Genomic DNA, 11,902 nt, shown 5'->3' with positions numbered 1-11,902 from the left:
CTACCGAATTTCTTGACGACCATAGAGCATTGGAACCACCTGATCCCATCCCGAACTCAGTAGTGAAACGATGCATCGCCGATGGTAGTGTGGGGTTTCCCCATGTGAGAGTAGGTCATCGTCAAGATTAAATTCCGAAACCCCTATCTGCTGACGCAGGTAGGGGTTTTGTTTTGCCCGCAGGAAAGACCATTTGTGTTTCTATGCAACGGTCTTGCGCATCGCTATCATGCGGGCCTCATTATCAGGTGCAGTTTGCATGCTCACGTTGCTTAAACTTCTGAAAGATGGCCGCTTCCACTCGGGTCAGGCGCTGGGTACTGCGCTGGGTATCAGTCGTAGTGCTGTATGGAAGCAGTTGCAGCACCTGGAGGCGGAGTTAGGGCTATCTGTTCATAAGGTTCGAGGTAGAGGTTATCAGCTGGCTAAGCCGCTGCTGCTTTTGGACTCGGCTGAGATTAGCGCCAAAGAGTCCTGTGAGTGGCCCATCCATATATTTGACTCCATTGATTCGACCAACGCTGAAGCGCTTCGCGCCATAGAGCGTGGAATGGGCGCGCCATTTATGATTTTGGCCGAGCGACAGACAGCCGGTCGTGGTCGTCGTGGTCGCAAGTGGGTGAGTCCGTTTGCCGACAATCTTTACCACAGTCTGGTGCTGCGAATTGATGGTGGCATGCGCCAAATTGAGGGGCTCAGCCTGGTTGTGGGGCTTGCAGTTATGCACGCCTTGCATGATATGGGGATCGCGGGGGCTGGGCTGAAGTGGCCTAACGATGTCCTGGTAGGTGATAAGAAAATCGCGGGCATCTTGCTTGAATTGGTGGGGGATCCAGCAGACGTTTGCCACGTTGTTCTCGGCGTAGGGATTAATGTGAATATGCGGTCGACCGATGAGGTCGACCAGCAATGGACGTCCATGTGCCTTGAGGCGGGCAGGGATTTTGATCGAAACGAGCTGGTTGGACGGTTGGCCGCGAAGTTTCAGCATTACCTCAGGCTCCACCAGGTGTCGGGTTTCTCCGCGATCCAGGAGGAATGGGAGCGATACCATCTGTGGCAGGGGCGGAATGTTTCCCTGATTGCCGGTATCAACCAGGTTGACGGGGTTGTGATGGGCATTGATCGTCAGGGCGCGCTGCGTTTGAAGGTAGATGGCGTGGAAAAAATCTTTAGCGGTGGTGAGCTCAGTTTGAGGTTGCGTGATGATTCTTGAGCTCGATTGCGGCAATAGCTTTATCAAGTGGCGTGTCCTTGACTTCGACGGCGTAACACCGATCGAAGGAGGGGTGGTTGGTACCGATAGTGCCCTGCTGGCAAGCTTGAGTGACGCCGATAAATTTAAGCTCAAGAAATGCCGTCTCGTTAGCGTGAGGACTCCGCAAGAGACGGATTCGTTGGTTGCTCTACTAATTGATGTTTTTGGAGTGTCTGTCTCACGCGCTGTGCCTGTTCGGGAGTTGGCCGGTGTTAAGAACGGTTACAACGATTACGAGCGGCTAGGGCTCGATCGATGGTTGGCTTTGCTTGGGGGCTTCCATCTTGCTTCGGGAGCCTGCCTGGTGCTCGATTTCGGTACGGCCGTTACAGCGGATTTCGTGGCTGCGGACGGTGAGCATCTAGGGGGGTTCATTTGTCCTGGTATGCCTTTGATGCGTAATCAGTTGCGCACTCATACCCGACGGATTCGCTATGACGATACGGCTGCCGAGCGGGCTCACGAGAGCCTCGCCCCTGGTCGCGAGACTGTAGAGGCGGTGGAGCGCGGTTGCATGCTCATGCTCAGAGGATTTGTCCTGACTCAGCTTGAACTGGCTAAAGAATATTGGGGGAACGACTTCGTAGTATTTCTCACGGGAGGAGATGCCAATTTGGTATCCGGTGTTGTGCCTGATGCCAAGGTAGTGCCTGATCTGGTTTTTGTTGGTTTGGCGATGGCCTGTCCTTTGTCTTGAGGTTCCTATGCGGTGGCTTTTTCTGCTGTTGGTGGTTTTGAATGTCTTTTATTACGTCTGGCATCAACAGGAGGCTCCGCTTCGGGCAAAAGATGTGACTCCGTTGAGTTTGTACCGGGGCTCGCAGCAGGATATTCATCTCTTGAGCGAAACGGCAGATGCGCTTGTAAGGCGGGATTCAGGCAAGTCTGCTGGCCGAGGCGCATGTGTTTATCTTGGTGGCTTCACCCGGATTGAAATGGCGCGCCAGCTGGAGCAGCGGCTCGTGGCATCCGGGATCGCGGCTCGCTCCATTGCGCAGGGCTCACCGAATCTGCCTGAGGGAGAAGGATTTTGGGTTCTGATTTCGCCAGATAGCGCGATGAAGGTGAATGAAACGCTGCTTCAAAACCTTTCTAAAGAATTCAATGAGTTAAAACATAAAATAATGCCCTGTGAGGGGGTTGCACCCGCAGGGTAGTTTGCATAGAATGGCGCCCGCTTCGCAGCGAAGGCCTTTAATGGCTAGCGCCACGAAGCGGCGTCAACGCAGCTAACCTCAGGTTTTTTATGAGAAAATGCTTGACAGAAGGCTGGCATGATATAGAATGCCGGCTCGCTTAGGAGGGGTTCCCGAGCGGCCAAAGGGATCAGACTGTAAATCTGACGTCTACGACTTCGAAGGTTCGAATCCTTCCCCCTCCACCAGTTTTAGCGTGAGCTGCAAGCTCCGCGGGTATAGTTTAGTGGTAGAACCTCAGCCTTCCAAGCTGATGATGCGGGTTCGATTCCCGCTACCCGCTCCAAGTTTGCAGGTTGTGCATAGTGTTTCGCTCTTGTAGCTCAGTTGGTAGAGCACACCCTTGGTAAGGGTGAGGTCAGCGGTTCAAATCCGCTCAAGAGCTCCATATAACAAGGCAGATATGAAAATATCTGCCTTTGTTTTAATGGTTTGTGTGACTTGCTAAATTCTTCTCCTAGGGGTGATTTCGATGGCTAAGGAAAAGTTCGAACGTAATAAGCCGCACGTCAACGTTGGTACCATTGGTCACGTCGACCACGGTAAAACCACGCTGACCGCTGCTCTGACCCGTGTCTGCTCCGAAGTTTTCGGTTCGGCCAAGGTTGACTTCGACAAGATCGACAGCGCCCCGGAAGAGAAAGCTCGCGGTATCACCATCAACACCGCTCACGTTGAATACGATTCGGCCGTGCGTCACTACGCACACGTTGACTGCCCAGGTCACGCCGACTACGTAAAAAACATGATCACTGGTGCTGCCCAGATGGARGGCGCGATCRTGGTTTGCTCGGCCGCTGATGGTCCGATGCCACAAACCCGTGAGCACATCCTGCTGTCCCGTCAGGTAGGCGTTCCGTACATCGTTGTCTTCCTGAACAAGGCTGACATGGTTGACGACGCTGAGCTGCTGGAACTGGTTGAGATGGAAGTGCGCGATCTGCTGAGCACTTACGACTTCCCAGGTGATGACACTCCAATCATCATCGGTTCGGCTCTGATGGCTCTGAACGGCCAYGACGACAACGAAATGGGCACCACRGCTGTCAAGAAGCTGGTGGAAACTCTGGACAGCTACATCCCAGAGCCAGAGCGTGCTATCGACAAGCCGTTCCTGATGCCAATCGAAGACGTATTCTCGATCTCCGGTCGCGGTACTGTTGTGACTGGTCGTGTTGAGCGTGGCATCGTCCGCATCCAGGAAGAAGTTGAGATRGTCGGTCTGCGCGACACTCAGAAAACTACCTGCACRGGCGTTGAAATGTTCCGCAAGCTGCTCGACGAAGGTCGTGCTGGCGAGAACTGCGGCGTACTGCTGCGCGGCACCAAGCGTGACGACGTTGAGCGTGGCCAGGTTCTGGTCAAGCCYGGCACCGTCAAGCCGCACACCAAGTTCACTGCAGAAGTTTACGTTCTGAGCAAGGAAGAAGGCGGCCGTCATACTCCGTTCTTCAAAGGCTACCGTCCACAGTTCTACTTCCGTACAACTGACGTGACCGGTAACTGCGAGCTGCCAGAAGGCGTTGAAATGGTAATGCCAGGTGACAACATCCAGATGACTGTCACTCTGATCAAGACCATCGCGATGGAAGACGGTCTGCGTTTCGCTATCCGTGAAGGCGGCCGTACCGTCGGCGCTGGTGTCGTAGCCAAAGTCATCGAGTAAACAGTTGTAATGTCTTTTTCGGGCCGGCATAATGGTCGGCCTGATTTTGTTTTAGGTCAGTAGCTCAATTGGCAGAGCGACGGTCTCCAAAACCGTAGGTTGGGGGTTCGATTCCCTCCTGACCTGCCAGATTCACTTGGTGTGTCTGGCTTTCTTTTCACAGGATCTTCATAGATGACTCCTAAAGCTGAAGCTCAAGGCTCTCGCTTCGATCTGCTCAAGTGGCTAGTGGTAGTCGCTTTGGTGGTTGTTGGCGTTGTTGGCAATCAGTATTACTCTGCTTCGCCGATCCTGTACCGTGTACTTGCATTGCTTGCCATTGCCGCTGTTGCTGCCTTTGTGGGGCTGCAAACGGCTAAGGGCAAGTCTTTCTTTGTACTCGCTAAGGAAGCTCGCACCGAGATTCGTAAAGTCGTATGGCCGACTCGCCAAGAAACCACGCAGACCACGTTGATCGTTGTGGCTGTTGTTCTGGTAATGGCGTTGCTGTTGTGGGGGCTCGATTCCCTGCTCGGCTGGCTTGTTTCCTTGATTGTTGGCTAAGGGTGTCCCGTGGCTAAGCGTTGGTACGTTGTGCATGCTTACTCGGGTTACGAGAAGCATGTCATGCGCTCGCTGGTAGAGCGCGTAAAGCTGGCTGGCATGGAAGATGGCTTTGGCGAGATTCTGGTCCCCACTGAAGAAGTGGTTGAGATGCGTAATGGCCAGAAGCGCAAAAGTGAACGCAAGTTCTTTCCAGGCTACGTGCTGGTACAGATGGATATGAACGAAGGGACTTGGCACTTGGTCAAGGATACCCCTCGGGTGATGGGCTTCATTGGCGGTACCGCTGACAAGCCTGCGCCGATTACAGATAAAGAGGCAGAAGCGATTCTGCGTCGCGTCGCTGATGGTAGCGATAAGCCGAAGCCAAAAACACTGTTTGAGCCAGGTGAAGTTGTTCGGGTCACTGACGGCCCATTCGCTGACTTTAATGGCACGGTTGAAGAAGTTAACTACGAAAAGAGCCGGATCCAAGTGGCAGTGCTCATTTTCGGTCGCTCTACTCCGGTAGAGCTAGAGTTCAGTCAGGTCGAAAAGGTCTGATTGAACAGGCATCCCAACCCCGCAGCCCTAGGCTGTGGGGTTTTGTCGTCACTGGGATAAACGCGCAAGTAACCGGGGAGCCTTTCGAGGCGCTAGAACCCGTAATTGGAGTGCCTCATGGCCAAGAAAATTACCGCTTACATCAAGCTGCAAGTGAAGGCCGCTCAGGCTAACCCAAGCCCACCTGTTGGTCCTGCCCTGGGTCAGCACGGCGTGAACATCATGGAATTCTGCAAGGCCTTCAACGCCCGTACTCAGGGTCTTGAGCCAGGTCTGCCAACTCCAGTGATCATCACTGTCTACAGCGACCGTAGCTTCACCTTCGAAACTAAAAGCACCCCTGCTTCGGTTCTGCTGAAGAAGGCTGCAGGTTTGACCAGCGGTTCCGCTCGTCCAAACACCGTTAAGGTTGGCACCGTTACCCGTGCCCAGCTGGAAGAAATCGCGAAAACCAAAAACGCGGATCTGACTGCAGCTGATATGGATGCAGCCGTGCGTACTATCGCCGGTTCTGCTCGTAGCATGGGCCTTAACGTGGAGGGTGTGTAATGGCTAAGCTGACCAAGCGTCAAAAGGCTATCGCCGGCAAAATCGAAGCAGGCAAGGCCTACAACTTTGTAGACGCCGCCGCTCTGCTGGCCGAGCTGTCGACTGTCAAGTTCAGCGAGTCGTTCGACGTTGCTGTAAACCTGGGTGTTGACCCGCGTAAATCCGACCAGGTCGTTCGTAGCGCTACCGTGCTGCCACACGGCACTGGCAAGACCGTTCGTGTAGCTGTTTTCACCCAGGGCCCAGCAGCTGAAGCTGCTCTGGCTGCTGGTGCTGACCGCGTAGGCATGGACGATCTGGCTGCTGAAATGAAAGGCGGCGACCTGAACTATGACGTAGTTATCGCATCCCCGGATGCCATGCGCGTTGTGGGTCAGTTGGGTCAGATCCTCGGTCCACGTGGTCTGATGCCTAACCCTAAAGTCGGCACCGTAACGCCAGACGTAGCTACCGCGGTTAAAAACGCCAAGGCTGGTCAGGTTCGTTATCGCACCGACAAGAACGGCATCATTCACACCTCCGTTGGCAAGATTGGCTTCGACGCCGTCAAGTTGAAGGAAAACGTAGAAGCCCTGATCGCTGATCTGAAGCGTATCAAGCCAGCTTCTTCGAAAGGCATCTACGTCAAGCGCGTTACCCTGAGCACCACTATGGGCCCAGGTCTGGTCATCGATCAGAGCTCGCTCGACGCGTAAGACTCAGATTGGCGCAAGCGATTGCGCCAATCGAAAAATTGGGGTCCCTGCCTGGCGGGGGCTGTCCAAGACCGTAGGCGACGCAAGTCTTAAACCACAAGCCTACGCAGATGGTGCTCCCGGTTCCTTACCGAATCAGACACCAAAACGACATTCGGTTTCGACCGAATGAAACGGTAACAAGCAGGAGTTAAACCCGTGGCAATTAATCTCGAAGACAAGAAGGCCATCGTCGCTGAAGTCAACGAGGCTGCCAAAGTCGCTCTGTCCGCTGTCGTGGCTGATGCCCGTGGCGTAACAGTAGGCGCAATGACCGGACTCCGTAAAGAGGCCCGTGAAGCTGGTGTTTACGTACGTGTCGTACGTAACACCCTGCTCAAGCGCGCAGTTGCTGACACTGAATACAGTGTTCTCAACGACGTGTTCACCGGCCCGACCCTGATCGCGTTCTCCAAAGATCATCCAGGCGCTGCTGCCCGTTTGTTCAAGGAATTCGCCAAGGGTCAGGACAAGTTCGAGATCAAGGCAGCTGCGTTCGAGGGCAAGTTCCTCGCAGCTAATCAGATCGATGTACTGGCAACACTGCCGACCCGCGACGAAGCCATTTCGCAGCTGATGAGCGTGATTCAAGGCGCTACCAGCAAGCTGGCTCGTACTCTGGCTGCAGTTCGCGAGCAAAAAGAAGCTGCCGCAGCCTAAGGCTGAGCACTTCCTCTCGCGCTTTTTTGTTTATTTCGATGGCCGCGTAGGCCGTCCCCCAATTCAGGAAATACAGTAATGTCTATCTCCCAAGACGATATCCTCAACGCCGTAGCTGAAATGTCGGTTCTGCAGGTTGTTGAGCTGATCAAAGCTTTCGAAGAGAAATTCGGCGTTTCCGCTGCCGCTGCTTCCGCTGGTCCAGCTGCTGCTGCCGCCGTTGTTGAAGAGCAAACCGAATTCAACGTCATGCTGACCGAAGCTGGCGAGAAGAAAGTAAACGTGATCAAGGCAGTACGTGAACTGACCGGTCTGGGCCTGAAAGAAGCCAAGGCTGTAGTTGACGGCGCTCCTGCCATGGTTCTGGAAGCTGTTGCCAAAGACGCAGCTGACAAAGCCAAGGCCGCTCTGGAAGAAGCAGGCGCTAAAGTCGAGCTGAAGTAAGCATCGACTTTGCGTCTCCAGCCCGAGCGTTAAGCGACAGGCTGATGGCTGGTGGCTTTTGCCACCGGCCTTTTTCCGTTATTGGCAGCCGACTGGGTCGGTGCTTATAGCGCGCTGTATCCACCCGATGTGGTGGCGCAAACCATGGGGTTTGCACGATTTTCTGGCTGCTCCCGTCGGGAGGGGCCAAACAAGCAGGTGACCAAGCTGGGGAACGCTGATGGCTTACTCATATACTGAGAAAAAACGTATCCGCAAGGACTTTAGCAAGTTGCCGGACGTCATGGATGTGCCGTACCTCCTGGCCATCCAGCTGGATTCGTATCGTGAATTCTTGCAAGCGGGAGCGACTAAAGATCAGTTCCGCGACGTGGGCCTGCATGCGGCCTTCAAATCCGTTTTCCCGATCATCAGCTACTCCGGCAATGCTGCGCTGGAGTACGTCGGTTATCGCCTGGGCGAACCGGCATTTGATGTCAAAGAATGCGTATTGCGCGGTGTGACTTACGCCGTACCTTTGCGGGTAAAAGTGCGCCTGATCATTTTCGACAAAGAATCGTCGAACAAAGCGATCAAGGACATCAAAGAGCAAGAAGTCTACATGGGTGAAATCCCCCTGATGACTGAGAACGGTACCTTCGTAATCAACGGTACCGAGCGTGTAATCGTTTCCCAGCTGCACCGTTCTCCGGGCGTGTTCTTCGACCACGACCGTGGCAAGACGCACAGCTCCGGCAAACTGCTTTATTCCGCGCGCATCATTCCTTACCGCGGTTCGTGGCTGGACTTTGAGTTCGACCCGAAAGACTGCGTATTCGTGCGTATCGACCGTCGCCGCAAGCTGCCTGCATCGGTACTGCTGCGCGCGCTCGGCTATACCACTGAGGAAGTGCTGGACGCGTTCTACACCACCAACGTTTTCCATGTGCAGGGTGAGAATCTCAGCCTGGAACTGGTGCCTCAGCGCCTGCGCGGTGAAATCGCTGTCCTCGATATTCAGGACGACAAAGGAAAGGTTATTGTCGAGCAGGGTCGTCGTATCACCGCTCGCCACATCAACCAGCTGGAAAAAGCCGGGATCAAAGAGCTGCAGGTGCCGATCGACTACGTTCTGGGTCGCACCACGGCCAAGGTCATCGTGCATCCAGCTACCGGCGAAATCCTGGCAGAGTGCAACACCGAGCTGAACACCGAGATCCTGGCAAAAATCGCCAAGGCCCAGGTTGTTCGCATTGAAACTCTGTACACCAACGATATCGACTGCGGTCCGTTCATCTCTGACACGCTGAAGATCGACTCCACCGGCAACCAGTTGGAAGCCCTGGTCGAGATCTATCGCATGATGCGTCCTGGCGAGCCGCCAACCAAAGACGCAGCCGAGACCCTGTTCAACAACCTGTTCTTCAGTCCTGAGCGCTATGACCTGTCTGCGGTCGGCCGGATGAAGTTCAACCGTCGTATCGGTCGTACCGAAATCGAAGGTTCGGGCGTGCTGAACAAGGACGACATCGTTGCGGTGCTCAAGACCCTGGTCGACATCCGTAACGGCAAAGGCATCGTCGATGACATCGACCACCTGGGTAACCGTCGTGTCCGCTGCGTAGGCGAGATGGCCGAGAACCAGTTCCGTGTTGGCCTGGTGCGTGTAGAGCGCGCGGTCAAGGAACGTCTGTCGATGGCTGAAAGCGAAGGCCTGATGCCGCAGGATCTGATCAACGCCAAGCCAGTGGCTGCTGCGGTGAAGGAGTTCTTCGGTTCGAGCCAGCTGTCTCAGTTCATGGACCAGAACAACCCGCTGTCGGAGATTACCCACAAGCGTCGTGTATCTGCACTCGGCCCGGGCGGTTTGACCCGTGAGCGCGCAGGCTTCGAAGTTCGTGACGTACACCCGACTCATTACGGTCGTGTATGCCCGATTGAAACGCCGGAAGGTCCGAACATCGGTCTGATCAACTCGCTGGCAGCCTATGCTCGCACCAACCAGTATGGCTTCCTCGAGAGCCCGTACCGTGTGGTGAAAGAAGGTCTGGTGACCGACGAGATCGTGTTCCTGTCCGCAATCGAAGAGGCCGATCACGTGATCGCTCAGGCTTCGGCGACCATGAACGAAAAAGGTCAGTTGATCGACGAACTGGTAGCTGTTCGTCACCTGAACGAGTTCACCGTCAAGGCGCCAGAAGACGTCACCTTGATGGACGTTTCGCCCAAGCAGGTTGTTTCGGTGGCAGCGTCGTTGATTCCGTTCCTCGAGCACGACGACGCCAACCGTGCGTTGATGGGCTCGAACATGCAGCGTCAAGCTGTACCGACCCTGCGTGCCGACAAGCCGCTGGTAGGTACCGGCATGGAACGTAACGTTGCCCGTGACTCCGGCGTTTGCGTCGTGGCTCGTCGTGGTGGCGTGATCGATTCCGTCGACGCCAGCCGTATCGTGGTTCGTGTTGCCGATGACGAAGTTGAAACTGGCGAAGCTGGTGTCGACATCTACAACCTGACCAAATACACCCGCTCCAACCAGAACACCTGCATCAACCAGCGTCCGCTGGTGAGCAAGGGTGATCGGGTTCAGCGTAGCGACATCATGGCCGACGGCCCGTCCACCGATATGGGTGAACTGGCACTGGGCCAGAACATGCGCATCGCGTTCATGGCATGGAACGGCTTCAACTTCGAAGACTCCATCTGCCTGTCCGAGCGTGTTGTTCAGGAAGATCGCTTTACCACGATTCACATTCAGGAACTGACCTGTGTGGCTCGTGACACCAAGCTTGGCCCAGAGGAAATCACTGCGGACATCCCTAACGTGGGTGAAGCTGCACTGAACAAGCTGGACGAAGCCGGTATCGTTTACGTAGGTGCTGAAGTAGGCGCAGGCGACATCCTGGTTGGTAAGGTCACTCCGAAAGGCGAGACTCAACTGACTCCGGAAGAAAAACTGCTGCGTGCCATCTTCGGTGAAAAAGCCAGCGACGTTAAAGACACCTCCCTGCGTGTGCCTACCGGCACCAAGGGTACCGTCATCGACGTACAAGTCTTCACCCGCGACGGTGTAGAGCGTGACGCTCGTGCACTGTCTATCGAGAAGACTCAACTCGACGAGATCCGCAAGGACCTGAACGAAGAGTTCCGTATCGTTGAAGGCGCAACTTTCGAGCGTCTGCGCTCCGCTCTGGTCGGCCACAAAGCCGAAGGCGGCGCCGGTCTGAAGAAAGGTCAGGAAATCACCGACGAAGTTCTCGACGGTCTTGAGCATGGTCAGTGGTTCAAACTGCGCATGGCTGAAGATGCTCTGAACGAGCAGCTCGAGAAGGCCCAGGCCTATATCGTTGATCGCCGCCGTCTGCTGGACGACAAGTTCGAAGACAAGAAGCGCAAACTGCAGCAAGGCGATGACCTGGCTCCAGGCGTGCTGAAAATCGTCAAGGTTTACCTGGCAATCCGTCGTCGCATCCAGCCGGGCGACAAGATGGCCGGTCGTCACGGTAACAAGGGTGTGGTCTCCGTGATCATGCCGGTTGAAGACATGCCGCACGATGCCAATGGCACCCCGGTCGACGTCGTCCTCAACCCGCTGGGCGTACCTTCGCGTATGAACGTTGGTCAGATCCTTGAAACCCACCTGGGCCTCGCGGCCAAGGGCTTGGGCGAGAAGATCAACCGTATGATCGAAGAGCAGCGCAAGGTTGCTGACCTGCGTAAGTTCCTGCACGAGATCTACAACGAGATCGGCGGACGCAACGAAGAGCTGGATACCTTCTCCGACCAGGAAATCCTGGATCTGGCGAAGAACCTGCGCGGCGGCGTTCCAATGGCAACTCCGGTGTTCGACGGTGCCAAGGAAAGCGAAATCAAGGCCATGCTGAAACTGGCAGACCTGCCGGAAAGCGGCCAGATGCAGCTGTTCGACGGCCGTACCGGCAACAAGTTCGAGCGCCCGGTTACCGTTGGCTACATGTACATGCTGAAGCTGAACCACTTGGTAGACGACAAGATGCACGCTCGTTCTACCGGTTCTTACAGCCTGGTTACCCAGCAGCCGCTGGGTGGTAAGGCGCAGTTCGGTGGTCAGCGTTTCGGGGAGATGGAGGTCTGGGCACTGGAAGCGTACGGTGCCGCATACACTCTGCAAGAAATGCTCACAGTGAAGTCGGACGATGTGAACGGCCGGACCAAGATGTACAAAAACATCGTGGACGGCGATCACCGTATGGAGCCGGGCATGCCCGAGTCTTTCAACGTGTTGATCAAGGAAATTCGTTCCCTCGGCATCGATATCGATCTGGAAACCGAATAACACGTGACGCGAATC

Annotated in this window: 11 protein-coding genes, 4 tRNA genes and 1 rRNA gene; all 16 read left to right on the top strand. The window is 55.2% G+C overall.

Translation table 11 applies throughout. The features are described from left to right. The first annotated feature begins 11 nt into the window (after positions 1-11). The 16 genes from rrf (at position 12) to rpoB (ending at position 11,887) form a co-directional block, all read left to right on the top strand. Positions 12-127, top strand: a 5S ribosomal RNA gene (gene rrf, locus CRX69_RS24175). 132 nt (positions 128-259) lie between these two features. Next, positions 260-1,216 carry a bifunctional biotin--[acetyl-CoA-carboxylase] ligase/biotin operon repressor BirA gene (gene birA / locus CRX69_RS24170; RefSeq protein ID WP_047230554.1) on the top strand — a complete coding sequence of 319 codons (957 nt, stop codon included), beginning with the start codon at positions 260-262 and terminating at the stop codon, positions 1,214-1,216. After that, the gene (locus CRX69_RS24165) at positions 1,206-1,955 is read left to right on the top strand and encodes a pantothenate kinase (protein WP_047230553.1); all 750 of its coding nucleotides are present in this window, start codon (positions 1,206-1,208) and stop codon (positions 1,953-1,955) included. The genes birA and CRX69_RS24165 overlap by 11 nt, the downstream gene beginning before the upstream one ends. A 7-nt stretch (positions 1,956-1,962) precedes the next feature. After that, positions 1,963-2,415 carry a hypothetical protein gene (locus CRX69_RS24160; protein ID WP_107322990.1) on the top strand — a complete coding sequence of 151 codons (453 nt, stop codon included), beginning with the start codon at positions 1,963-1,965 and terminating at the stop codon, positions 2,413-2,415. Between the two features lie 142 nt (positions 2,416-2,557). Further along, positions 2,558-2,642 (top strand) — tRNA-Tyr (locus tag CRX69_RS24155). 24 nt (positions 2,643-2,666) lie between these two features. Next, a tRNA-Gly gene (locus CRX69_RS24150) sits at positions 2,667-2,740 on the top strand. Between the two features lie 26 nt (positions 2,741-2,766). After that, a tRNA-Thr gene (locus tag CRX69_RS24145) sits at positions 2,767-2,842 on the top strand. A gap of 84 nt (positions 2,843-2,926) precedes the next feature. Then, the gene (gene tuf / locus CRX69_RS24140) at positions 2,927-4,120 is read left to right on the top strand and encodes an elongation factor Tu (protein ID WP_107322989.1); all 1,194 of its coding nucleotides are present in this window, start codon (positions 2,927-2,929) and stop codon (positions 4,118-4,120) included. Positions 4,121-4,173: 53 nt separating this feature from the next. Further along, positions 4,174-4,249 (top strand) — tRNA-Trp (locus CRX69_RS24135). A gap of 45 nt (positions 4,250-4,294) precedes the next feature. After that, positions 4,295-4,663: a preprotein translocase subunit SecE gene (gene secE / locus CRX69_RS24130; RefSeq protein ID WP_003186101.1), complete on the top strand. Its 369-nt coding sequence runs from the start codon at positions 4,295-4,297 to the stop codon at positions 4,661-4,663. Between the two features lie 9 nt (positions 4,664-4,672). Next, positions 4,673-5,206, top strand: coding sequence for a transcription termination/antitermination protein NusG (gene nusG, locus CRX69_RS24125; RefSeq protein WP_003186097.1), 534 nt, complete (start codon positions 4,673-4,675; stop codon positions 5,204-5,206). A gap of 117 nt (positions 5,207-5,323) precedes the next feature. Then, positions 5,324-5,755: a 50S ribosomal protein L11 gene (gene rplK, locus CRX69_RS24120; protein ID WP_003176435.1), complete on the top strand. Its 432-nt coding sequence runs from the start codon at positions 5,324-5,326 to the stop codon at positions 5,753-5,755. Further along, entirely contained in the window at positions 5,755-6,450 is a 696-nt protein-coding gene (gene rplA, locus CRX69_RS24115) for a 50S ribosomal protein L1 (protein ID WP_003186095.1), read from the top strand. Before rplK ends, rplA begins: the two co-directional genes overlap by 1 nt. 198 nt (positions 6,451-6,648) lie before the next feature. Next, complete coding sequence (gene rplJ / locus CRX69_RS24110) at positions 6,649-7,149, top strand: 50S ribosomal protein L10 (protein WP_047230484.1); 501 nt, start codon at positions 6,649-6,651, stop codon at positions 7,147-7,149. 78 nt (positions 7,150-7,227) lie between these two features. Continuing rightward, entirely contained in the window at positions 7,228-7,593 is a 366-nt protein-coding gene (gene rplL, locus CRX69_RS24105) for a 50S ribosomal protein L7/L12 (RefSeq protein WP_027617682.1), read from the top strand. Positions 7,594-7,813: 220 nt separating this feature from the next. Next, positions 7,814-11,887 (top strand): DNA-directed RNA polymerase subunit beta, encoded by a 4,074-nt coding sequence (gene rpoB / locus CRX69_RS24100; protein WP_047230483.1) that lies wholly within the window; start codon positions 7,814-7,816, stop codon positions 11,885-11,887. The last annotated feature ends 15 nt before the right edge of the window (positions 11,888-11,902 follow it).

It is taken from the genome of Pseudomonas rhizophila, assembly GCF_003033885.1.
Taxonomy (GTDB): Bacteria; Pseudomonadota; Gammaproteobacteria; order Pseudomonadales; family Pseudomonadaceae; genus Aquipseudomonas; species Aquipseudomonas rhizophila.
The sequence above is the reverse complement of the archived record's forward strand: the minus strand, read 5'-3'. Positions and strand labels throughout refer to the sequence as shown.